At 54.4% G+C, this 21,877-nt stretch carries 21 protein-coding genes; 11 read left to right on the top strand and 10 right to left on the bottom strand.

The features are described from left to right. Nucleotides 1-212: 212 nt before the first annotated feature. Together KTE_RS40510 and KTE_RS40505 are read right to left on the bottom strand one after the other, a co-directional pair. Nucleotides 213-905 carry a class I SAM-dependent methyltransferase gene (locus KTE_RS40510; RefSeq protein ID WP_201392034.1) on the bottom strand — a complete coding sequence of 231 codons (693 nt, stop codon included), beginning with the start codon at nt 903-905 and terminating at the stop codon, nt 213-215. Between the two features lie 57 nt (nt 906-962). Beyond that, nucleotides 963-1,652, bottom strand: a complete 690-nt coding sequence (locus KTE_RS40505; protein ID WP_201392032.1) for a hypothetical protein — start codon at nt 1,650-1,652, stop codon at nt 963-965. A 215-nt stretch (nt 1,653-1,867) separates the two neighbouring features. Between KTE_RS40505 and KTE_RS40500 the strand changes: the two genes are divergently transcribed. The 6 genes from KTE_RS40500 to KTE_RS40475 all read left to right on the top strand — a co-directional run bounded on the left by KTE_RS40500 (nt 1,868) and on the right by KTE_RS40475 (nt 5,279). Then, nucleotides 1,868-2,245, top strand: coding sequence for a helix-turn-helix domain-containing protein (locus KTE_RS40500; RefSeq protein WP_201392030.1), 378 nt, complete (start codon nt 1,868-1,870; stop codon nt 2,243-2,245). Between the two features lie 100 nt (nt 2,246-2,345). Continuing rightward, entirely contained in the window at nt 2,346-2,801 is a 456-nt protein-coding gene (locus KTE_RS40495; RefSeq protein WP_201392028.1) for a nitroreductase family deazaflavin-dependent oxidoreductase, read from the top strand. A gap of 206 nt (nt 2,802-3,007) precedes the next feature. Next, nucleotides 3,008-3,598: a TetR/AcrR family transcriptional regulator gene (locus KTE_RS40490; protein WP_201392018.1), complete on the top strand. Its 591-nt coding sequence runs from the start codon at nt 3,008-3,010 to the stop codon at nt 3,596-3,598. A 136-nt stretch (nt 3,599-3,734) separates the two neighbouring features. After that, nucleotides 3,735-3,872, top strand: coding sequence for a hypothetical protein (locus tag KTE_RS40485; protein WP_201392016.1), 138 nt, complete (start codon nt 3,735-3,737; stop codon nt 3,870-3,872). Next, on the top strand, nt 3,869-4,747 hold the full coding sequence (locus KTE_RS40480) for a haloalkane dehalogenase (protein WP_201392014.1): 879 nt from the start codon (nt 3,869-3,871) through the stop codon (nt 4,745-4,747). The genes KTE_RS40485 and KTE_RS40480 overlap by 4 nt, the downstream gene beginning before the upstream one ends. A 76-nt stretch (nt 4,748-4,823) precedes the next feature. Next, entirely contained in the window at nt 4,824-5,279 is a 456-nt protein-coding gene (locus tag KTE_RS40475) for a pyridoxamine 5'-phosphate oxidase family protein (protein WP_201392012.1), read from the top strand. Between the two features lie 128 nt (nt 5,280-5,407). Here the strand turns inward: KTE_RS40475 and KTE_RS40470 are convergent, their stop codons facing one another. The 5 genes from KTE_RS40470 to KTE_RS40450 all read right to left on the bottom strand — a co-directional run bounded on the left by KTE_RS40470 (nt 5,408) and on the right by KTE_RS40450 (nt 12,936). Then, a complete protein-coding gene (locus tag KTE_RS40470; RefSeq protein ID WP_201392010.1) occupies nt 5,408-6,238 on the bottom strand; it encodes an ABC transporter permease in 831 nt (276 codons plus the stop codon). Continuing rightward, complete coding sequence (locus KTE_RS40465) at nt 6,235-7,254, bottom strand: ABC transporter ATP-binding protein (protein WP_201392008.1); 1,020 nt, start codon at nt 7,252-7,254, stop codon at nt 6,235-6,237. Before KTE_RS40465 ends, KTE_RS40470 begins: the two co-directional genes overlap by 4 nt. A gap of 241 nt (nt 7,255-7,495) precedes the next feature. Next, nucleotides 7,496-8,137: a class I SAM-dependent methyltransferase gene (locus KTE_RS40460; protein WP_201392007.1), complete on the bottom strand. Its 642-nt coding sequence runs from the start codon at nt 8,135-8,137 to the stop codon at nt 7,496-7,498. Nucleotides 8,138-8,295: 158 nt separating this feature from the next. Continuing rightward, complete coding sequence (locus KTE_RS40455; RefSeq protein ID WP_201392005.1) at nt 8,296-11,538, bottom strand: LuxR C-terminal-related transcriptional regulator; 3,243 nt, start codon at nt 11,536-11,538, stop codon at nt 8,296-8,298. A gap of 252 nt (nt 11,539-11,790) precedes the next feature. After that, nucleotides 11,791-12,936 (bottom strand): winged helix DNA-binding domain-containing protein, encoded by a 1,146-nt coding sequence (locus tag KTE_RS40450; protein WP_201392003.1) that lies wholly within the window; start codon nt 12,934-12,936, stop codon nt 11,791-11,793. A gap of 320 nt (nt 12,937-13,256) precedes the next feature. Between KTE_RS40450 and KTE_RS40445 the strand changes: the two genes are divergently transcribed. The 3 genes from KTE_RS40445 to KTE_RS40435 all read left to right on the top strand — a co-directional run bounded on the left by KTE_RS40445 (nt 13,257) and on the right by KTE_RS40435 (nt 16,704). Next, nucleotides 13,257-14,231: a nitronate monooxygenase family protein gene (locus KTE_RS40445; protein ID WP_201392001.1), complete on the top strand. Its 975-nt coding sequence runs from the start codon at nt 13,257-13,259 to the stop codon at nt 14,229-14,231. Between the two features lie 185 nt (nt 14,232-14,416). Continuing rightward, nucleotides 14,417-15,295 (top strand): transglutaminase-like domain-containing protein, encoded by an 879-nt coding sequence (locus tag KTE_RS40440; protein WP_201391999.1) that lies wholly within the window; start codon nt 14,417-14,419, stop codon nt 15,293-15,295. Nucleotides 15,296-15,516: 221 nt separating this feature from the next. Continuing rightward, nucleotides 15,517-16,704 carry a YCF48-related protein gene (locus KTE_RS40435; RefSeq protein WP_201391997.1) on the top strand — a complete coding sequence of 396 codons (1,188 nt, stop codon included), beginning with the start codon at nt 15,517-15,519 and terminating at the stop codon, nt 16,702-16,704. Between the two features lie 156 nt (nt 16,705-16,860). Here the strand turns inward: KTE_RS40435 and KTE_RS40430 are convergent, their stop codons facing one another. The 3 genes from KTE_RS40430 to KTE_RS40420 are packed head-to-tail and all read right to left on the bottom strand — an operon-like array spanning nt 16,861 to nt 19,433. Then, nucleotides 16,861-17,598, bottom strand: a complete 738-nt coding sequence (locus tag KTE_RS40430) for an HAD family phosphatase (RefSeq protein ID WP_201391995.1) — start codon at nt 17,596-17,598, stop codon at nt 16,861-16,863. 47 nt (nt 17,599-17,645) lie between these two features. Continuing rightward, nucleotides 17,646-18,356 carry a hypothetical protein gene (locus KTE_RS40425; protein WP_201391993.1) on the bottom strand — a complete coding sequence of 237 codons (711 nt, stop codon included), beginning with the start codon at nt 18,354-18,356 and terminating at the stop codon, nt 17,646-17,648. A gap of 45 nt (nt 18,357-18,401) precedes the next feature. Beyond that, on the bottom strand, nt 18,402-19,433 hold the full coding sequence (locus tag KTE_RS40420; protein WP_201391991.1) for a LacI family DNA-binding transcriptional regulator: 1,032 nt from the start codon (nt 19,431-19,433) through the stop codon (nt 18,402-18,404). A 277-nt stretch (nt 19,434-19,710) separates the two neighbouring features. Here KTE_RS40420 and KTE_RS40415 point away from each other — a divergent pair, with 277 nt between their 5' ends. Both KTE_RS40415 and KTE_RS40410 read left to right on the top strand, forming a co-directional pair. Beyond that, nucleotides 19,711-20,559, top strand: coding sequence for a GNAT family N-acetyltransferase (locus tag KTE_RS40415; protein ID WP_201391989.1), 849 nt, complete (start codon nt 19,711-19,713; stop codon nt 20,557-20,559). A 51-nt stretch (nt 20,560-20,610) separates the two neighbouring features. Then, nucleotides 20,611-21,699, top strand: a complete 1,089-nt coding sequence (locus KTE_RS40410; RefSeq protein WP_201391987.1) for a DUF2332 domain-containing protein — start codon at nt 20,611-20,613, stop codon at nt 21,697-21,699. Nucleotides 21,700-21,877 lie beyond the last annotated feature (178 nt).

Below are 21,877 nucleotides of genomic sequence, written 5' to 3'. Positions count from 1 at the left end.
TAGAACACAGGCTTAGCGGGATATTTTCAGTCCATTCTCAGACTCACAGATCCTTAGCGGGGAAAATGATTGCTGGCTCATACCCCCACTTCTCTGGCATTTCAGTGGCCTATGTACACCGTGGTGATGGCAAAAAAACATCGGGAAAGGCTACCCGCGTGACCAATGAGACGAGACGTACTGCTTTCATGAAACACTCCTTAAGAAACAGACTATTGATTTTTTTGCGCTCTGACAAAACCGACTTCGGGCAGCTTTGTCGTCCCAGTTTCGATCTCCCCGCTTTCTATCTGCAAGAATCCTGCTTCTTGCATCAAGGCAGGCTGATCTTGAACTCCACTCTGCCAGGGACCTGTATGGACAGGCCGCTCAGACTGCTCCTCATGCTCCTGCGGGCGCCTGAAATCGACCACCAGCAGACGCCCTTCCGGTTTGAGCACGCGGGCTATTTCAGCGAGCCCTTGACGCTTGAGATCATCAGGCATAACGTGCATCATAAAGGTACTCAAAACGATATCCAACGACTGGTCGGCGAAAGCAAGCTGTTCGATCACGCCAACCTGGAAGTCAATAGAGAGGCCCGCTCTCTCCGCCTTGGAGCGTGCGCGCGTGATCTGCTTCAGCCCGGGGTCAATGCCAGATACCTGGCCCGCCACACCCACATGTTGCTTCGCGATGATTGCCAGTGTCCCGGTGCCGCACCCGACATCCAGCACAGTCTCTCCTGGTTGAAACTGGGCCAAGTCGGCGATGTGTTGCTGAAGTTCCTGCCACTTACCACGCGACAGGATATTTTGCCACCACAGCATCAGATCGTAACGCCAGCCCAAATCAATGACATGTCCTTGTGTCGCTTTAGACGACGCTTCGCTCGATTCCTTATGGTGATGGGTGAATGATTGCATAGATCTTGCTCCTTTCAGGTTTCAGAGACATTCGCTAAGACATTCTGACCTCAGCCTTTATGCAACAGACTCAGCATGAGCAATGGGTTGGCTCTCGCGCAAGATGAGCAAAGCGCTCCAGGCAATTGCCAACCCTTCAGCCGCATACCCGGCTATCTCGACCCACATCGGCACCATCAAGTCAATGCCCAGAATCACCCCACCGACGAGAAACAGCACCCCAATAGGCCAGGGGAAGATGCGTTTTAGCAGGAGAAGAATCCCCAGAAACCCATAGCCAACGATAAGGAGGAGAGACATCAGGAAGGGAGTATAGAGGGCAATCCCGAAGCTCTGAAGCAGAGGACTCTGGGCCACGGCTTGAAAGAAGTCAGGTGAATGGAACTGGGTTTGCAGCGCGGGATCAAAATGCGCAAAAAGGGGATTGAAGAACCCATCAATAAACAGGAGGCCCGCATACGAGATTTGCCCAAAGAGAGCCAGAATCAAGCTGAGGGGCGCGCCCCTGCCCATACGCTCATGGTAGCGCAGGTAGATGGCGATCAGCCCAAAACCGGCCAGGATGGTACAGTAGGCTCCTATCATATGGGCTGCCATATAGGCAGCGGCGCGCGGGTTGATCTCCATGGCGCGTCGTCCGCCATGGAGAAAGGCCTCATAAAAAGGAAGGAAAAGCGCAGGGAGGATACTGACTCCCGCTAACAGACGCGTCATGCGAGTGAAGCTCGCTGGGTAGGTGTTGTACATACTGCCAGTTCTTTCTATGCTTGTTCTTCTTGAGAGAAGAGACAGTTTAGTTCAGGATGAGAGAAGGTGATCTTTTTGCTCCAGCGCAAGTTGGCTCCGCTTGTTATGCTTCCCACATCCTGCTACAATCAAAATACCGGATAACAGTGAAAGAAACAAGTACGCAAAATAATTTGAGGTAGTCTAGAAAATCATACTATAGAAAGGTGTATCTCATGAAACAGCAGCAGAAAACGGCGGGGTGTCCAGTCGAAGTGACGCTTTCGATCGTTGGGGGAAAATGGAAATTGCAGATTGTCTATTGTTTGCTCAACGGAACCAAACGCTTCGGAGAGTTACGCAGGCTCATTCCTGCGACGACCCAACAAATGCTCACACTCCAATTGCGGGAGCTAGAGCAGGCAGGGATCATTCACCGGCAGGTCTATGCTCAGGTTCCCCCAAAGGTGGAATACTCACTCACCGAGTCAGGGCGAAGCCTGGAGCCAATCGTCTACCAGATTCATGCCTGGGGAGAGTGGTACTGCGAGCAAAACAACATCGAGTATTGGCAGTTGAGTGACAACATGGAAGATCATGGTATTCGTGCGTGAGATTGGCTGTACTGTCTCCCTTGACAAGTTCCCCATCTCTGGCTATAGTACGTTAGTGAACATTCACACACATATGGAGAAGGAGTTAAGGTAGCATCTCATGGCAAAAACATTTCGCCCAACACTTTTCTTCCGCGTGGGCCGCAACATCAACACGTTTCTGCTGCGGGCCGGTGTGAAGAAGGGCAATATGACCCTGCTCACGGTACGTGGGCGCAAAAGCGGGCAGCCTCATACAATCCCGGTAGCGCTCGTTGAATACGATGGCCAGCGCTGGTTGACCGCGCCCTACGGCGTCGTCAACTGGGTGCGCAATCTGCGCGTGGCAGGCGAGGCCACGCTGACACGCGGTCGCAACACCGAGCGCGTCTCTGCATTCGAGGTGAGTGCTCAGGAAGCAGCTCCCATCCTCAAAAGAAGCCTGATCGGAGCTCCATCTTTTGTTCTGGCTTACTTCAATGTAACAGCAGACTCCTCGCTTGCGGAATTTGAGCGTGAGGTATCGAAGCACCCTGTTTTCTTGGTGAAAAGTTTCTCAGAGCAGCCCCATGCTTAGATCTTATTCCGAAACCCATCCCCATTTCGGGGACAAGCCTTCACTTGCGTGTCTAGCGCTTCGCGCTCAGGGTTTTCGGAGAAGTAGTTACAAAAATACTCTGGAAAGAAAGGCTCTGTTTTCATAAGGTTGACCCCACCTCTTGACAAGACCCTCATCTCTGACCTATCATGTTAGTGAACACTCACACACATGGAGAAAGAAGCATGGGAAAAACACGAGAGAAAATCCTGGACGCCGCTGAAAAGCTGCTGCTCTTGAAAGGTTCGGCACACGTGACCACCAAGGAGATCGCACGCGAGGTCGGCCTCTCCGAAAGCGCACTCTACCGGCATTTTGACCATAAAGAAGACATCTTCTTTGCGCTCATGGCCGAGCACCTGCCAGCCTTCCACGAGGTGTTCCAGACGCACCGGGCAGGCACCGCAACCGTTCGCGAGAACCTTATCGCGCTCGCGCTGGCAGTTCTTCACTACTATGAGCAACTGCTTCCCATGGGCGTCTCCTTCCTGGCTGACAAGGAGCTCCTGGCCCAGTTTCGTGCCACGACCTTACCGTTGGGTATGGGCCCACACAACGTTTTTGAACGGTTTGCAGCCTATCTTGAGGAGGAGCAGCGCCTGGAACGCATTGGGTGGCACCTCCCCTCTTTGACCATAGCGACCCTGTTGCTGGGTCCCTGTTTTCAAAGGGTCTTTAATCAGCAATTCCTGGGCTTCGATCCGTTTCACAAAACAGATCAGCAGTTTGTTGAGGAACTGGTGCAAGGGCTGCTGGCTGGCAACACCCCTTCCTGAGCAGGGAACGAAAAGGGGTTCTCTCTGTGAGAGCAATGAACGCTCCAACCGGTCAACAGGACGAATGTATGACGAGTACATTTGGTGAGAGCTTTTCTCACTCTCGAACAGCATCTGGAAACAAGGAGATACATTGATGACGATCTTCGCACAAACTTTTTCGCGCAAGGGACAAACAGTGAGAACCATAGCAGCTTACGCGGTGATGATTGAGTTATCTACCCTCCCTGGTCCGCAGGCCGCATCGGCTGAAAAGAAGGAGAATCAGGCATGATTAGTGCTGCCTTTCCGTATGAGAAACGCTCTCAAACCGTGCTGGGACATCAGATGGCCTATATCGAAGCTGGTGAGGGCGATCCGATTGTCTTCCTGCATGGCAATCCCGCCTCCTCCTATGTCTGGCGCAATATTATTCCGTACCTGCAAGGGCTGGGACGCTGCCTTGCTCCGGACCTGATTGGCATGGGCGATTCCGACAAGCTGCACAACAGTGGCCCAGGCTCCTATGGGTTCTTCGAGCACCGCAGCTACCTGGATCGGTTGCTTGAGATGCTTGAGGTGCGCGAGAACATCACGTTTGTTCTTCATGATTGGGGGTCGGCCCTCGGCATTGACTGGGCGAATCGTCATCGTCAGGCGGTCAAGGGGCTGGTGTATATGGAACCGATTGCCAGACCGTACAGCTGGGCAACCTGGCCGGAGTTCACTCGTGACATCTGGAAAGCCTTGCGTTCCAACGCGGGTGAGCGCATGGTGCTCGAAGACAATGTGTTCATCGAACACCTGCTGCCGCGCGTCGTGTTACGCGAGCTGAGTGAGGAAGAACTGGCGGAATATCGCCGCCCTTTTACTGAAGCAGGTGAGGGGCGTCGTTCCATGCTGAGCTGGCCCCGTCAGGCACCCATTGATGATGAGCGTGCAGACATGATTGAACTGGTCACGGACTATGGGGAGTGGCTGGCCCAAAGCGATGTTCCGAAGTTATATATCAACAATAATCCGGGAACGGCGACGCGGGCGGCGCGGGAGTTCTGTCGCACATGGCGGGCGCAGGCAGAAGTGACCGTCAAAGGCAGCCATTACTTGCAAGAAGATTCGCCTGGTGAAATCGGTACAGCCATTGCGACCTGGCTGCAAACCCTGGCATAGAGACATGTTTGCTCGGCGTTTCCTGGAAACGAGCAGAAAACGCCGAGCAGACGATCACAAGAAAGAGAGACAGATCATGAGCGAAAAAACGACTCATACCACGCGAGAGTACCTGACTGCCCCTGGAAAAGGTCATATGACCCTGCTGACCAGCTTCCGCCGCAACGGCACAGGCATCGGTACCCCGGTAGGCACGGTCGCCTCGAACGGCAAACTCTACTTTATGACGCCAGCGGATACCTGGAAGGTCAAACGCCTCGCCCATAATTCACACGTCACCCTCGCTCCTGGCAACCGCAAAGGGGAGGCGCTTGGTCCGGCGATTGAAGGCACCGTGCGCCGCCTGTATGCCGAGGAGGCCAGGCGCGTGCGAGGCATGTTGCGTATTGGCATCGTGGGTCGTTTCTTCGGGATTGTCTTCGACCGCAAATATCCTGGCGAGAAAACGGCGGTGTATGAAATTGTGCTGGATGAGAGAGACGCTGACATGGGAGATGGAGGCTTTGAGAAGACGCAGGCTGCGCGTTCCTGAGCTGGATCAACGCAGAGTGCATCCCGATCAGGCATGGAGACGCGCAAGACTGCTTCTCCCCACGAACCAATCATGGCTGCACTCAGCCATGATTGGTTCGTCTATGCCAAATTTGATTTTATTTGATTTTAACGGTTGCGCTCGCGGCGCACAAAGAGGATGGTGCCGCTGACGAGGAAGATGGTGAAGAGAATCGCGATAATGGCCAGGTTTATGAGCGGGTGGAGCAGGACGATCTGGTTGTACTCTGGCCTGCCCGCGTAGAAGATGCCGCGAACCAGATCCACCGCGTAGCGCATGGGCGTAATCTCTGAGAGAAGGGTCAGGTACCAGGGAAGTCCACGAGTGGGCAGAAAGATGCCTGAGAGGAAGAATTGTGGGAACAGGAGAAAGGGCATAATCATATTCGCTGTCCTCTGATCGCTGAAGAGCGAGGTGAGCAGAGCGCCAAACGCGCCGCCAAAGAGGCAGATGATCAATGAGACAGGTATGACGAGGAGCAGGCTGGTGAGCGAGAGCGGAACACCAAAGAGGAGAGCGCCCAGCAGGACGAGAATGACTGCCTGCACCAGGGCGACAAGTGACTCACCAAAGATTTTGCCAAAGATGATGGTATAGCGCGAGATGGGGGCGATAAAGAGTTCCTGGCTAAAATCGCTCGTTCGGTCCTCGATCAGTGAGACCAGGCCGCTCATCGTGCTCTGGAAGAGCGACATGGCGAGCAAACCAGTCATGCTAAAGGTAATCAAATTATAGCCCGCCGCTTTCCCAAAATTGCCCTGAAGGGGACCTGCCAGCCCGCCAACGAGAATAATGGGGAAAATGAGGGTAAAGACCAGGCGTATCGGGTCGCGTAGGAAACGCATGACGTCGCGCCCAGCGATGGTCAGGATAGCATTCCAGTTGCGAGAGACGTTACTTCGTTGCTCTCTAGCAGGATGAATGACGGGATTGGTCATTTTGTGTGTCCCTCCGTTTGCTCCTCGATATATTCTTGTTTAATGATATGGATATAGGCATCCTCTAGTGAAGGGGTATGGGTTTGGACCATGCTCAAGGGTGTATCGATGCTCTTAAGGAGCTGGTGTACCTGCTGGTTTTCAAGGGCGATAGAGAAGTGCCCATCTTCTTTAAAATCAATATTTTTCGCGCGAAGCTCCACGCGTAGCTGCTCGCGTTCGTGTGCGTCGATGAAGAGCATAGGCTGTGTCAGGCTGGTTTTGATCTGCTGAGGGCTGCCAGCGCTAACAATCTGACCGCGATTGATAATCAGGATGTTATCGGCCCCCTCGGCCTCTTCCAGGTAGTGGGTGGTAAGAAAGATGGTGGTCCCGCTCTCGGCGCGTACCTGGCGTAGGTGATCCCATAGCTCACGCCGACTCTCTGGATCCAGGCCAGTAGTAGGCTCGTCCAGGAAGAGGACCTCGGGACGGTGGAGCAGGCTACGGACGATTTCGAGCTTGCGCTTCATGCCTCCAGAGAACGTCTTGACGGGTTTGAAGAGGCTTTCTTCGATGCCCAGGAGATGAGCCAGCTCCTGTACCTGGGCGCGGTAAGTCTTTGGCATCAAGCGAAACAGGGGCCGGTAAGGGTAGAGACCATAGAGGGTCGCATGCAGGCGTATATTCTCTTCAGCGGTCAGATTAAGATCGAGACTGGGCTTCTGGAAGATAATGCCGATCTGGCTACGAATCAGGTGAGCCTGTGTTGCCAGGTCATAGCCCGCGATACGTATGGTGCCAGACGTGGGAGCCAGGGTCGTGGTCAGTGTGGAGATGGTTGTGGTTTTGCCGGAGCCGTTGGGTCCTAGCAGGGCAAAGAGCGTGCCGGGCGCGACCGAAAAAGAAATCTGGTCGACGGCATTTTTTGTCGCCTTTTTATAGCGTTTTACCAGGTTCTCAACGCTGATAATAGGTGTTTCTGTTGCGTGAGGGATATGGCCTGTATCGATAGGAACAAGCGTCTCTTGAGTCATGCTTTATATACCTCTTTCGATAAGGGGGTGCAGTCATTCCATAATGTCTTGTAGGGTCCATGCTAGCATGGACTTGCCCGGCCCCAGGCCGATGCCCCTGCGTAGGGGTATCGCTTCGCTCGGGAGTCCAAGCCAGCTTGGACCCTACTGCTTTTGTTTTGAGTATAGCGATAAATAGGATGAAAGAGCATCATCCATCAAGACGATGCGAGGGATGATTTTTGTTTGAAGAGTTATGCTATTAGCCTCTGGCCAGTATTATCACCAGGGGCATCAACTCGCCTACGGGCGTGAGGTATTCAAGTCGTATATCCTGAAAACCAGCCTCCTGGACGGTTTGTACCGTGCTACGGTTCCAGTGGCAATTGCCTAGCAGAAGCCTGGTAAGGGGAGTAATCAAGTCCTGTAGCAGGGCGAGCATGCGTTTTTGGGCGCGCACATGCTCTATCATAAGGAGCTGGCCGCCAGGTTTGAGGACGCGGCGCATTTCTTGCAGGCCACGTAGGGGATTATTGACGGAGCAGAAGACCAGTGTGCAAACGATGCTGTCAAAGTATGCATCGGCGAAGGGAAGTTGCTCAACGTTGGCTTGCGTGAGGGTAACAGACACGGGTGCGCTTTGGGCGCGTGTGCGTGCATAGCTCAGCATCGAGCTATCAAGCTCAGTTGCCTCTACGCGCTCGACAAACTCGGGATCATAGCAGGCGAAGTTCAGGCCGTTGCCCGCCCCCACTTCGAGCACCAGTCCTGCAGCCTGCCCGACAATTTTCTTACGCAACGGCTCCATATAGGTTTTCTCTGCTGTGCCTTGCGACATACGCTCATAATAGGAGGCGAAGAGACGCCGTAAAGGTGCAGGTGTGGAGAGACGCTCCTGGTTCATGCCTGGCAACCTCGCTTTCAGCTTAAGATATTGATGCTCACCTTCTCAAAAAAACTGTACTTATCCTTAGTGTAACGCAAAAAGACGTCCTCAACACCATCCTTTATGACGGCCTGCGTGAGCTAGCACAAGTAATCATGTGGAGGGTGAATATTGCCTTAAAGGAGGTGTAGCTTGCGGGCAAGCTCGCTGGCGGCGTGACGGTTATTGACTTGCAGTTTGCGGTAGATGCTCTGGACCTGGGAGCGGATGGTATTGACGGAGACAATCAGTTCGCGGGCGATCTCGGGGTTGGAGCGACCTGTTGCCAGCAGGCGTAGCACTCGCTGTTCCTGGCTCGTCAGTGGCTCATAGAGCGGTTCAAAGACGGGGGTCACAACGATGGACTGGTTGGCATCGTGTTGTGAAAAGGCCTGAATGAGTTGGCGTGCATAGTTTCGCAGTGGTTGAATATGTAGATGAGGAAGTATATTGTGCAGGAGAGGCACAAGCCTTTCGCCCTCATCAAGGAATGTGCGCCGGTAACCCTCAATATGCCCCTGCTTGAGCGCTTCCATGAGGGTTTGATGTGCCTGGGGGAGTTGCTTATGAGCGGCGTAGACCTGGGCCAGCAGTAATTTTATTTGCAGAGCGTGTCGTCCCCGGCCAGCCTGCTGAGCTGCGGAAAGCTGGATGTTTAGGAGATGTAGCGCGGCCTCATACTCATCCTGAGCAAGGTGCAGGCGTGCCATGAGGAGTACGCTCTGTTCGCGCACCAGGACAAGCATATCCGGTGATGCTTGCATATTCTCTGAGGGGTGTTCTTGCATAGCGATCTCCCCTGGTGCAGGCAGTAAATATGGTTCGGAAGATGTAGTTGTGGCGCAGGTCCCTGGATGAGGCGTGAATTGGAACCAGTAATGCGCTGTGGCGATATCTCCCTGAGAGAGAAAGAGCTGGACAAGCCAGCTGCGTGCCTCATGATAGAAGTAGAGAGGCAGGCCCTCCGGGGTGTCGTGCACCTGCGCTAAAGCATTGGCCAGGCGCTCTATAGCCTGATCGGTTTCTCCCTGGGCATGCTCCAGCCGTGCCATAAGTAGCTCAACCAATGGCTGGAAGAAGTCCTGGGGGACCATCGGAAAGTTTTGGGCCAGGGCTGAGAATGCCTGAAGCTCGCGTTGTACACCGTCGAGATCGTTCCTCTCATAGAGGACCTGGGCCAGGCCAAGGTGCGCGGCAAGGGCGACAGGGCCATCTTCAAGGATAGTTCTCTTATGAGAAAGCTGTTCAAACTGGTGGGCTGCCTGGCGTAGTTCACCAGTTTCATAGCAGATCATGCCTGTAAAAAGCGTAGTGCCATCTAGAATGTGCAAGCTATGGAGAACTTGCCAGCACTTGCCAACCTCCGCAATGAACTGTCTAGCCTCGTTGAGTCGACCTGTTTGCAGGGCTTCGATTCCCAGAACCACCAGGCTCATGCCTCTCCATAAAGGCTCTGTTGCTGGGAGCCAGGCCAGGGCTTGCCTGGCCCAACTTACAGATTGCTCGCGCTTGCCTTGTTGGTAGGAGAAAAGAGCACGAAAGGCGAAGACCTGTCCAAGATGGAGAAGATCTTTACGTACGTGCCAGCCTTCCTCAGCCAGTTGCAATAGTGTTTCTAGCTGTTCCACGAGGAATGGATCTGGTTCCTCTTGCTCGTCGCGACCAAAGATGAGTGCTACGGCATAGCTTAAACAGAGTTGGGGAGAGCTTTGACGTATTTTTTCGGGTAGCTGCGTGAGCCAGCGGCGCAGAGTGTGAAACTCGCGAAATTCCTGTACGTGCATGGCCTCTATATATTGCTCTATCAATCTCGCGGCCAGCTCGCTATCCTTAGCCTTAAATGCCGCTTCAATGCCTTCTGTAAGCAGGTCATATTCTGCGAACCAGTGGCTGGCCCTCTGGTACAGTGTGCGTAGTTCATCTTCACCCAGGCGCAGGCGCGCCTCATGCTGCATTGCCTCGGCGAAGAGGGCATGATAGCGGTACCACTCGCCTGTGCCATCGAGGGCCTCCAGAAAGAGGTTGGCCCGCGCAATACTTTCTAACAGGCTCGCGCTCTCTTGCTGACCGGTGACAGCCAGACAGAGAGGAACACTTAAGCGCGCCAGGATGCTCGTGCGTAGCAAGAAGTCTTGCAGCGGCTCGGGCTGAGCCTGGAGGACCTCACTGACAAAATAATCCCGAATGGAGCGGTGATTGCCGCGAAAGGTGGTAAGGATATGCTCTATCTGGGCCTGTGTCTTGTGCCCCTGCAAGGAGAGCGCGAGCAGGCGTAATCCGGCGGCCCACCCCTCCAGGTGCGTATCGAGCGTAGCCAGGAGTTCCGTAGAGGGCGACGCTGGAATAATCGGCTGGAGGAATGCAGCCGTTTCCTCGGGTGAGAAGCGCAGGTCACTGGCGTAAATAGAACTGATTTCGCCTCGTGAGCGCAGGCGAGTAAGCGAGAGTGGAGGCTCTGTGCGTGTCAGCAGCAGAATATGCAGTGTCTCAGGCAGATTAGCGAGGAGAAAGTCAAGCGTCTCGTGAATCCTTGCCTCAGTGATGACATGGTAGTCTTCTAAAACAAGCAGGCGATGTTGAGAGTGTTGTGCCACCTCGTTGAGGAAAGGAATGAGTAGCTCTTCGAAGGGACGCGCCGGGATGCCTGTTTGAGGTGAGGGGAAGTTTAGAGGAAGAATATATGGTTCGGGAAGGGAGTGCCAGCCCTGGCAAGCGCGCAGGACATAGCGCCAGAAGCGAGCCGGATCATTATCATTCATGTCTAGCGAGACCCAGGCCGCCTCAGATAGGAAGTCATTTTGCGCAAGCCAGGAGGTGACGAGCGTCGTTTTGCCCGAGCCAGCGGGCGCGATAAGCAGCGTGAGCTTGTATGCTGACCAGCTATCGAGGCGCTTAAATAAGCGTGGTCGCTCCACCAGTTCCAGGGGGAGGCGCGGCGGACGCAACTTGGTATCCAGTAATAGTTGATCCTGCCTCGATGGAGCTTGTTGGGAGTGCTGAGATGCTGTTATGGGTTTATCAACCATGTGCCCATTGGAGGTGATAGGGGTATCTGCGGGAGAGAGAATGCATTCTGCAATGTTTTCCAGATGGCCTATGGAGAGATCGGCCGTGCGGCCAAGATAACGTTTGCTCGTTCGACCCTGGGATGAGCGATAAGCATACCAGTAGGGACCATTGCGCTGAATATTCTCCTTGCGTGCCGTAAAGTGAGCGCCAGTGTAGCTGTAAAAGGCAAAAGAGCTGATATCAACCAGCTTATGTAGCAGATCGGAAGGTTCAAGAGTCTGGCCACCTGATTGAGAGCATCCCTGGTCGAGAAGTTCATATTTTTGTGCTTGAGGAGACCAACGCAGGAGGTAGGGAGCCTGTCTGGGCATGTGTGCTCCTTTAGGGAAATACGGTATTACCTAAAGCCATTATCTATCATCCAATATATTACCACATCTTTGCTTTTAGGTAATACGTATGAACAAGGATCGCATGATATAATTTGCAGAGAATCCATTGTCTTCCTAATAATTCTACCCATGGGCGCACCAAGCACATGGCACCTGGATAGTCCCGAGGAGGTGCGCCACCTGCATCTCTACCTGCCTCCAGCTCTACTCAAGGGGTTGCCGCCGAGATCGCTAAAACTGGGAAGATGAGGGAGACTCATATTCCAGTAAGACCTTCTTCCCGAAGAGGTCACTGAGCCGTTCCGCTTCGGCTTCAATCCCTTTTCGGATCGAGGAGGTGGATGAGGAGAACAGGTTCACCTTGACGACGGTTTGCGAGCGTCGGATTGTAGAGCGCCAGACTCCTTGTATGGAACCGTTGATCAGAATGACCGCAAAGGTCCACCCTTGAAGGTTGAAGACCTGGCGCTTGTAGGCTTGAGCGAGCAGGGGTTCGCAACCGCGCGGCGCCGCCCCGATCGTATAGGCATCGAATAAGGGGAGCAGGTGGATCTGCTCTGCTGGTTCAACGCTTTGGATGAGTGGAAGGGTCGCACGCAGGGCGAAGGCTCGCCACCCTTCTACCTCTACTTCTTCCAACTCCTCTTCTATCGATTGGAAGAGTTTTTTTGCGAGGGTTTTCCCACATCCCCACCAAAAAGCAAAATCATCTGCGGTCGCGGGGCCATACGCCCGCAAATACCGACGGGCTATTTCCTGAAGCGCCAGCTTGGGCTCGATTGGCTGCCATTTCCCAATCCATCTTCGGGGGTTCATGAAGGTGACCGTCTTCCCCTGGCCTGGCCCGAAACAGAGATCTCCGCGATAGGCCGATGGCTTCAAGGGAGACCCCCAGCTCTCAGAGAGGATCAAGTCGCGCACGCGAGCAGCACCCGTATGCTTCGCAACAGCGTCTGCAAGTTGCAGACGAGTCATTGGTCCCTGCTCCAAAACATGCGGGATAGCCAAGAGATAGGCCTCCTGTTGCTCTCTTGAGAGGCCGAACTCAGCGAAATAATTCGACCAGCTCGCAGTATGCTGCCAGTCACGCGCCGCTACATACAGAGGGAGTTCTCTTGCAGAGAGTAAGTGTAATGTGCCACGCATGGCCCAGGTCCTCACCAGGGTGTGGTCCTGGAAGATCGCAGCTTTGACATCATGTGGAGAGAGCCCTTCCACACGGGTACATAACGCTAGCTCGGCAGCAGACATCACCTGCGCCTGAATCCCACCAGTGCGCATCACCGCCTGAACGAAATCCTGCGAGGAGAAACGCGGGGAGAGGCCATGTTGCGACAAACGCCAGGCATGCACCTGGCGCCATTTCAATACTCTCATTTTCGCTCCTTTCAATCCCACCAACGCTTTTACATAATCTTCAATCACAGTGTACTGGTTCATGCGGTCAGGATACGTCCTTATTACGGCGGTTCTGCCCAAAAGAGGGGATTGAAGAAAAAAAGAGGACTTCTTCGTGTTGGAAACAGATCAGTGCCCTACAGACTTGGTGAATAGACCATTTAGAGTGCAAGAATATGATGGAAAGGCGCAAGAATATAGCGGTCTTTTTCCCTCCAACTGTAATATAGTAGGAGCAAAATAAGTAGTCTGGCGAGTTGTGAAAGAGCAGTTCGCCAGGAAGAGTGAGGAGATTACTTATGCTACATACGCATCTTACAACCTGCTGGAAGTTGGGCTATCCCATCGTTGGTGCGCCAATGGCGTATGTGGGCAAAGGGCGCCTGGCGCGAGCGGTGAGCGAGGCGGGCGGCCTGGGCATGCTTGGTATTGGGAGCAAAGACTCTGTGGAGTATATCGCTCGCGAGGCACAAATCGCGCGTGGAGACGACCAGGGACGCTTTGGTATTGGCCTGTTGGCCTGGTCCCTTGCGTCAAGACCGGAGCAGTTGGAGGCGGCGCTGGCGGCTCGCCCCTTCCTTATCTCTATCTCGTTTGGCTCGCTTGCTCCCTATGCTGCACGTGTCAAGCAGGAGGGTGTGCTGCTTGCCTCCCAGGTGCATTCACGGGAGGAGGCCCTGGCGGTAGTACAAGATGGAGCGGACCTGCTTGTGGTGCAGGGGACAGAGGCCGGAGGCCATACTGGGCATGTGAGCACGCTGCCTCTGCTCCAAAGTATTTTGGATGTTGTTGAAGTGCCTATCATCGCCGCCGGGGGCATAGCGACGCCGCGTGGAGTGGCGGCAGCCCTGGCCGCTGGCGCGGAGGGTGTCTGGATCGGAACCTGTCTGCTGGCCTCGCCGGAGTGTGATACTACTGAGGATGCACGCTCACGTATTATCGCGGCGCAGGAGAGCGAGACCGTGCTTACCCGCGCCTTCGATGTGGCGCAGGGCTTTGCCTGGCCCCCTGAGTATCCTGGCCGCGCCTTGCGGAACAGCTTCAGTGAGCAGTGGCATGAACGCGTATATGAGCTGGCAACGGATCAAGAGGCGCAGCAACAACTGAGGGAAGCGGTCGCGCGCAAGGATTACGACCTGGCCCAGATTTATGCAGGAGAGGCTGTGGGCCTGGTAAGGCAACGCCTTCCCGCGGGCGAGATCGTCCGTCGCCTGGGCGAGGGAACGGAACAGCTTTTGCGTGAGCGATATGCTGCCCTTTTAGGGGAAGCGTGATACAAAAAGCACAACTTTATCTGCAACCACCACCAGGCGATCGCCTTGCTTATAGCCATAAGAATTAGCAGGGGATATTCCGTTATTGTCTACCTTCCTGACAAAAGGTGTCAGTTGATGCACGCTATGCTGGAATGCCAGGAGAACATATTGTCTCTTGGCATTTGCTGAAAGGAAGGACGTTTATGGCTGGAAATGACCAGGTATTGGCGTATTATCGTGAGCAGAGCGTTTTGACGGACCCAGGCAAGTATGCCTATCTCTATGCTGACCTTCCACGTGATGTGGCTGGTCTGGTGAGTGTGGTGCAGGGGCTGCTGATCCCACCTTATACAGAATTGTTGCGTGAGGGTTATGGGCTTGAAGTAGACCAGATCGATAACGCGCTCTTTGGAGAGCGGCGTACCGAGGCTTTACTGGCGCGTATCCTGCGGCGCCGACCGGAGCCTTTGACCATGAGGCGCCCACCAGTAGATCGTATTGGCATGATCTGCCGTAATTTCGCCGTGTTGCTGGTCTCTATGCTACGCTACCAGGGGGTGCCCGCGCGGGCGCGAGTCGGATTTGGTGGCTACTTCCGTTCACCCTACGCCGCTGATCATCGCCTCGCAGAGTATTGGGATGCAACCCAGGAGCGCTGGGTGCGTGTGGACCCGATGATCGACGAGGTTCAGCAACGCGGTCGGGATATGGGTTTCAACCTGCTGGATATGAAGGCTGGCGATCCCTTCTGGCTGGCGGGCGAGGTCTGGTGGTGCTGCCGGGCAGGAGAGCTTGAGCCGTGGGACTTTGGCGATAGCGACGTAGACAGGGGCATGCCACCCATCCGCTACGCTCTCCTACAAGACTTTGCCTATTTGAACAAGCTCGAAATGCTGAGAAATGACGACTGGGGCGCGTTAATTACGAAGCCCGAGGTGGAACTAACACGCGAAGACCTGGACCTGCTTGACCACATCGCACTCCTTACAGAGAATGCTGATACCCACTTCGATGAGTTGCGAACGTCCTTTCCCCAGATAGCCTATGGCCGGACTGTGCTAGAGAACATAGCAAAAGTGTAAACTCATGAGTAGCCGCGTACGCCAGTAGTGGGCGCCCACTACTGGCGTACGCGGCTACTCATGGGCTTGACATCAACTATGAAGAGGCTAGTTGGATGCTGAACTTGCGCGCAACTTTTGATAATCCTCTGGCATTATAGTAAGTGTGCAATTCGAATTACTCTACCATGTTTTGTGTAAGCATAGAGTAGATAAAGATATAAATCACGACGGAGTGTACTATGCGCAAGAAAAGTATATTCTCAACTATTGGTACGGTTTCAGCTCTGGCTGCGCTTCTTTTGCTCGCGGCATGTAGCAGTGGTGGAACAACCTCGGCGTCTTCTTCAGCAACACCAACCTCATCAACTACTCAAACGCCTGCTACCGCGGAGACACCCGTGGCTAACAGCACACTGACCGCTACATTGCCCTCTTCGGTCAAGGGGCCGCTGACCGCCATTCGCATGCTTACGACGCAGCAAGGGTGGGCTATGACGGCTAATGCCATACTCAAAACAACTGATGGCGGGAGGCACTGGACGAATGTAACGCCGCCTAATGCGCCTGGTTACCAGGTCGCACGAGGAACCTTTATTGATAATCTCTATGCCTGGGTTGTTAGCGCTCAGGAGACTCAGAACAAGGTCATCATCCAGCATACGACCGATGGCGGGCAGACCTGGAGCATCCTAACGCTCGATGTCCAGGACCCTGCGGGCGTTGATATGTTGCATTTTAGCGGCAACGAAGGCTGGTTTGAGGCTATCACTTCTCCTGGAGCTGGGAGCCAGGGCGCTTACATCTTCCGGACGACTGATGCGGGCCAGACCTGGAAGCTCATATCCCAGGCTGGAAGGAACGGTCTGCCGCTTGGTGGCTTCAAGTCAGGTCTCTCCTTTAAAGACGCGAGCACTGTCTATGCTACGATTCGCAGTACGACTGGTCAGCCAACCGATCCGGGCCTCTATGTCTCCCGCGATGGCGGTTTTACCTGGCAGGAACAGCAATTGACTCTCCCAGTTGGTCTTACTGTCCAGCAGATAGGCACAACTCCTCCCATCTTCTTTGGAAATGCCGGTCTCTTGCCTGTCTATATCACCACGCCGGACGGACATGCCCACCTGGTCCTGTATCACAGCAATGATGGTGGCTCATCCTGGTTTCCGACCCTACCTATCGAAACGAGTGCCGATAGCACCTACATTGCCGATACCTCTCACGCCTGGGCCTCTGATTGGCAGAGTGGTAAGCTCTTCTATACCACCGATGGTGGCAAGAGTTGGCAGACGGCCTTAGTTCGCCCTGGCAAGCTCAAAGAAATGAGCTTTACCGATGCGAATAATGGCTGGGCCGTCACAGAGAGCCAGCTCCTACATACCTGGGATGGTGGCAAAACCTGGGGCAACATCTCCTACACCAATCAATAGCATTACATCTTAGAGCGCACCCGGCAGCTTGCGTGCTGCCGGGTGCGCTCTAATAGGCACTTGAGTATGAATAGAACGAAAAACACAACGCTAAGGAAACTCTTTGCATAATCCGTGGGCATGAGGGTCAGCTGAGCGCAGCGATAAAATCCACTATCAACCTGTGCGCTTCGGCAGTACTGTTCGCTCAACGAAAGGAACGTGCAGTGCTGTTCCCACACAGAGTGTCAGCGCCCCAGCTCCCTGCTCAACCTTCGGGAGGGAGCACTGGACGGTTACCATGGTGAAGTCTGGGATGACGCACCTGGCTCCTACTGCAAGCAAGGGAGAGGCAAGCGCCTCCGGGCGCACGCCAATGCACAGCGCTCCCGCAGCACGAGCTGCCTGGACCCCGCCAGGCGCATCTTCAAATACTATGCAGGAGGAGGCTGGGCGTTTGAGCAGGTGAGCCGCGCGCAGATATCCTTCGGGGTCTGGTTTCCCCCTGCGCATGTCTTCTGCGCTCACCTGGACCGCAAACAGGCCAGCGAGACCCAGTTGAGCCAGGACGGTCTCGACTTTCCAGTGCTGGGCACTCGTCACCAGGGCTGTCGGAATCTGCGCGGCGTGTAACGCCCGTAAGAGCGCTCCCACGCCTGAGACTTCCTGATACACCGCCTGCTGTTCTGCGGCCTGGAGTTCTTGCAAGATAGCGTCTTTCTGCTGCCCACTCAGGTGGGCAAACAGCATCTCCAGCGTTTCGGAGGCTCTCCGTCCATAGACAGACCGATCCAGATCTTCTGTGGTGAGTTCACATCTGTACCTGGCTGCGATCTGTTGCCAGAATGTGGTTACGGCGAGCTGCGTATCCACAACCACGCCATCAAGATCAAAGAGAATGGCTTCATAGCTCATAGGCACTGTCCTGCCTGCCTTTCTCGCACTGTGACGGGCGATAGATGCTAGCGGAGGGAGGATGTCGCGCCGATTTCCACGAAATATGCCGTCGTGTCCAGGCGGCCCGCGCCGGTAAAGACTTCCGCGCCCGCCTCCACGCTGATGAGATATTGCGAAGTGCTCAACCCACGTTCGACGAGATAGTCAAAGAATTCGCGCAAATCGAGCGCCTGTGAAGTGGTATTGGAGGTGTGGAGAAACGAATGGACCGGCCAGCCACACTGAGGCAGAGAACCCTCCCATAGCTCCCAGGTCGTCCCGCCAAGCGCGATGGAGGTCTGTTTTGTGCCGATTGGACGAATATCACCGCTTTGATAGAGCCAGATCATGATCTCATGATCGGCGTTGGCATTACCCAGGTGCGGGTCGGAGGAGAGCCAGAGGTCATATGACACATTGAGACTCCCAGGAGTTGTCTCTTGCAGGTGGAAATCCCAGGACGTCTGGACATTGCGGTGCTCGCAAAGCTGGAGAGGCAAGCCGGTGTCAGAGAGTTTCCAGCCCCAGTGCCATCCAAGCACTGCGCAATTGTAGGATTTCACGGTATCGACTGGCCCGCTCCAGTCCCAACTGGTGCCCCAGGCAATGGCCGCATCGCTCTGCGACGTATCCCAGAGGTATTGCGAACCGGACCCGGTTTCGGCTCCCCAGAGATTGCTGTTGAGCCAGTATTTGCCCAGGGTGAACGAGTCACCGTCCTTGTGCAATTGTGTCATGCTATCCTCCTTGTGTTCTAGTGTGAAAAACACATCCGCGATAGACTACACGCGAGGTGCGGCGCAGGACTGACGCAGGATCAATTCTGGCTGCACAGTCACGCGACACGCGTCTTCTTTTGGGAGGCCGCCCTCGATCAAACGATGGATCAAGCGTGTCGCGTGGTCAGCCATCATCTCAACCGGTTGGCTGACGGTAGTGAGAGAGGGAAACCCCTCGGCAGCCTCCTCGATATCATCAAAGCCGAGAATGGACAGATCTTCGGGCACCGTGCGGCCCGCCTGCCATGCCCCACTCATCGCACCAAGAGCGAGCAGATCTGAGGCACAGAAGAGAGCGGTGGGCGGCTCTGACAGGGCCAGGAAGTGGCGCACGTGAGCGGCGGCATCGCTGCGTGAACTGTGGCAGTGCTGGGTATAGTACTCCTGCCACTCCAGGTTCCGCTCTTGCACAAAGCGCTGGAAACAGACGAGCCGCTCGCGCACTCCTGCATGCTCCAGATTGCCCAGAAACGCGATCCGGCGGTGCCCCAACTGGTAGAGGTAGTCCAGAGCTAGTTGGGTTCCAGCCTCCTCATCAATCGCCACTGCTGGAAGCGCCATCTGCGTCCCGCAGGCTACAGCGACACAGGGACGAGGGCGTTGCGTGAGCATCTGAAGCAGGGGCGCATCGCCTGGCAGGTTTCCCAGCAAGAAGAGGCCATCAAACCAGGGGTTGAGCAGAAACGCGAGATGCCGCTCGGCGGTGGAAGGATCAGAAGCAGCGTGTCCCACCAGAAGATCAAAGCCCTCCTGATGTGCCGCACGCTGCAAAGCTCGGACCAGCACGCTCAGAAATGGATCGCCGAGATCACGAAGAATAGCTCCCAGAACACCTGTGCGCTGGGTTCGTAGGGCGGCTGCAAAAGGATTGGGGGAATAGCCCAAACGCCTGGCAGCCTCTCTCACTCGTTCCACCGTGGCCTGGCTGATCGGAATGCTGCCCTCGCGCTGATTCAAGACGCGGGAGACCGTGCTCACCGAAACGTGGGCAGCTTTCGCGATATCCGCGAGGGTCAGGGAGGGATGATTCTCCATCACATCTTCCTTTTTAATACAATCGATCTACGTATAACGATTGCATTACACAGTGTACCTGACGTTGAAGGGCCTGTCAAGCATTGTCAGGGACGAAATAAAAGATATTGATGGGAGCACATGGCATTGAGAAGGTATAGACGAAAGAGATGCCTTGTGCTGTGTTCGCTTACCAGGCAGTGCAGGCCATACGCTTGTGGTAAAATGGGCTTGATAAAGCTCCTGAAGGAGTTAGAGGTCAATTTTATATTTCTCTATACTGGAAAGATTACAGCATATGCAAATTGTAATTCAGCCTCTACTTGAAACTGATATAGACAGGACAGATATAGTTATACAGGCAGCCTACGGTTCGAGTAGCCGCAAGACGACTCTCTACCGCTATTTGCATCTCCAGCCAGATGGTGCGTTTGTGGCGAAGAAGGCTGACGCGGTTGTAGGTTTTGGTGGCTTTCTCGACTATGACGATTTTGCCTACATCGGCATGATGTCTGTGGCGCCTGGCGAGCAGCGGCAGGGCATTGGTCAACGTCTATTAGAGGCAATTCTCAATCGCCTGGAGGAGCGAGGATGCCCTACAGTCCTTCTTGATGCGTCGTCCGGTGGCGTGCCCCTCTATCGCCGCTATGGCTTTTATGATGATGGTGAGGTGCTTGACCTCAAAAAGAGCCAGCAAGTGAAGTTACCAGGCGGCGGTGCTGAACCAATTCTCTCAGCAACTGAGGCCGATCTTCCAGAGTTACTGGCCTTCGATGCCTCCATGTTTGGGGGCGATCGTGCCAGGCTCCTCAAGACGTATTGGGCAAAAAAACCTGAGCGCACCCTTATCGCGCGCGATGAACATGGGCAAATCAGTGGGTATCTACTGGCGCAGGCGAGTGTGCTAGGACCGTGGATTGCTCGGAGCCAGGAGGTAGCTGAAAGGTTACTGCTAGCGGGACTGGCCCTGCCATTTCAGGATATGCCTCAGGTCTTCGTTGCCGCAGAGCACAGGGACGCCCTTGCGCTACTCATGCGTTATGGTTTTACCATTCAACGTTCGCTTCAACATATGTATAAAGGAACGAGAATAACACGCCCGCGTACAACCAATATTTTTGGCCAAGCCAGCCTGGGTTTCGGCTAAAAGAGTGGTGTTCGCGCTATTGTAACAAACATAGGAAGGGATGCCATCACAATGTCTTCCTCCGTCTCCTTACCAGGGAAGCTGGCCCAACTTGCTAGCTACTTTGAGCAGCATGGGAATTACATCTATAAGGGGAAGTCGCCTGAAAATTCGTCTCCTCTTTATGCCTATCTCAGCCAGCAAGTCAGCCAGGACCCTGACTTGCTGGCCCTGCTTGTGAATGTGGATACCTCGACAACGGTCACAAACCTCTTTTTCAGTGCCGTTCACTTCCTCTTACTCAAGCAACCAGTACATCCCCTGGCAAAGTTTTATCCCGATCTCACAGCGCAACCGCGCCCACCCCATGAGAGCTATCCTCCTTTTCGCTCCTTTTGCCTGGAACATAAAGAAGAGCTTATTCACCTGATAACGACACGCCCGGTCCAGATCAACGAGGTTCGACGCTGCTCGGCCCTGGCGCTGGCATTCTGCTTGCTTGGGCAGCGCCTGCAAGGACAACCTCTGGCTCTTGTCGAGATCGGCACCAGTGCAGGGTTACATCTGCTCTGGGATAGCTACGCCTACGATTATGGTGAAGGTCGCTCCCTCGGCTCGCAGGAGTCATCAGTACGCATAGTTTCTGCGTTTGAGGGAAGCTTCCCTATCCCTGGTAAGCAACCCTTCCCTCTAGTTGCTTCGCGCGTGGGACTCGATCTCAATCCCCTGGATGTTCATAATGAGGATGATATGCTCTGGTTGCGTGCCCTGCTCTGGCCTGAGCATCATGATAGCCAGCAGCTTTTGCAGTCAGCTATAGAAGTGGTGCGCCAGCATACGCTCCCTCTCGTGAGAGGTGATGCCTCCATGACACTTCCGCAGGTGATAGCGGCGATACCGCGAAAGCACGCGCTCTGCATCTATCACAGCTATACCTTAAATCAGGTTCCACGGCAGATACGCAAAAACATCCTCGACCAGATACTCCAACACGCACAACAGCGTGATCTGTATCGCATTGAGCAGGAAGGCTATTCGTTTCAGCAATCTCCCAGCCTGCTACTCCATACGTATCAAAATGGTCAAATGCGGAGCGAGCACCTGGCTTCCTGCGAATCACGTGGGCGTTGGATCAAATGGCAGCCTACTCAAGTGAACTAAAAAAAGAAGAGTTAGATCTTATTCCGAAACCCAACGCCACTGACGTGTCTAGCGCTTCGCGCTCAGGGTTTTCGGAGAAGTAGTTATTAGTAATCTTCTGAAAGAGCAAGCAGGCACTATATTGACAATGCTGGAGACTGATTTTATACTTTATTATTGCTTGGTTAAAAAGTTGTAG

The organism is Ktedonobacter sp. SOSP1-85, from assembly GCF_016587415.1.
In the GTDB taxonomy this organism is placed as follows: Bacteria; Chloroflexota; Ktedonobacteria; order Ktedonobacterales; family Ktedonobacteraceae; genus Ktedonobacter.
The sequence above is the reverse complement of the archived record's forward strand: the minus strand, read 5'-3'. Positions and strand labels throughout refer to the sequence as shown.

Coding starts and splice junctions, on each gene's coding strand:
- KTE_RS40510 (WP_201392034.1), bottom strand. CDS start 905: ATGCAATCATTCACCCATCACCATAAGGAATCGAGCGAAGCGTCGTCT.
- KTE_RS40505 (WP_201392032.1), bottom strand. CDS start 1,652: ATGTACAACACCTACCCAGCGAGCTTCACTCGCATGACGCGTCTGTTA.
- KTE_RS40500 (WP_201392030.1), top strand. CDS start 1,868: ATGAAACAGCAGCAGAAAACGGCGGGGTGTCCAGTCGAAGTGACGCTT.
- KTE_RS40495 (WP_201392028.1), top strand. CDS start 2,346: ATGGCAAAAACATTTCGCCCAACACTTTTCTTCCGCGTGGGCCGCAAC.
- KTE_RS40490 (WP_201392018.1), top strand. CDS start 3,008: ATGGGAAAAACACGAGAGAAAATCCTGGACGCCGCTGAAAAGCTGCTG.
- KTE_RS40485 (WP_201392016.1), top strand. CDS start 3,735: ATGACGATCTTCGCACAAACTTTTTCGCGCAAGGGACAAACAGTGAGA.
- KTE_RS40480 (WP_201392014.1), top strand. CDS start 3,869: ATGATTAGTGCTGCCTTTCCGTATGAGAAACGCTCTCAAACCGTGCTG.
- KTE_RS40475 (WP_201392012.1), top strand. CDS start 4,824: ATGAGCGAAAAAACGACTCATACCACGCGAGAGTACCTGACTGCCCCT.
- KTE_RS40470 (WP_201392010.1), bottom strand. CDS start 6,238: ATGACCAATCCCGTCATTCATCCTGCTAGAGAGCAACGAAGTAACGTC.
- KTE_RS40465 (WP_201392008.1), bottom strand. CDS start 7,254: ATGACTCAAGAGACGCTTGTTCCTATCGATACAGGCCATATCCCTCAC.
- KTE_RS40460 (WP_201392007.1), bottom strand. CDS start 8,137: ATGAACCAGGAGCGTCTCTCCACACCTGCACCTTTACGGCGTCTCTTC.
- KTE_RS40455 (WP_201392005.1), bottom strand. CDS start 11,538: ATGCCCAGACAGGCTCCCTACCTCCTGCGTTGGTCTCCTCAAGCACAA.
- KTE_RS40450 (WP_201392003.1), bottom strand. CDS start 12,936: ATGAGAGTATTGAAATGGCGCCAGGTGCATGCCTGGCGTTTGTCGCAA.
- KTE_RS40445 (WP_201392001.1), top strand. CDS start 13,257: ATGCTACATACGCATCTTACAACCTGCTGGAAGTTGGGCTATCCCATC.
- KTE_RS40440 (WP_201391999.1), top strand. CDS start 14,417: ATGGCTGGAAATGACCAGGTATTGGCGTATTATCGTGAGCAGAGCGTT.
- KTE_RS40435 (WP_201391997.1), top strand. CDS start 15,517: ATGCGCAAGAAAAGTATATTCTCAACTATTGGTACGGTTTCAGCTCTG.
- KTE_RS40430 (WP_201391995.1), bottom strand. CDS start 17,598: ATGAGCTATGAAGCCATTCTCTTTGATCTTGATGGCGTGGTTGTGGAT.
- KTE_RS40425 (WP_201391993.1), bottom strand. CDS start 18,356: ATGACACAATTGCACAAGGACGGTGACTCGTTCACCCTGGGCAAATAC.
- KTE_RS40420 (WP_201391991.1), bottom strand. CDS start 19,433: ATGGAGAATCATCCCTCCCTGACCCTCGCGGATATCGCGAAAGCTGCC.
- KTE_RS40415 (WP_201391989.1), top strand. CDS start 19,711: ATGCAAATTGTAATTCAGCCTCTACTTGAAACTGATATAGACAGGACA.
- KTE_RS40410 (WP_201391987.1), top strand. CDS start 20,611: ATGTCTTCCTCCGTCTCCTTACCAGGGAAGCTGGCCCAACTTGCTAGC.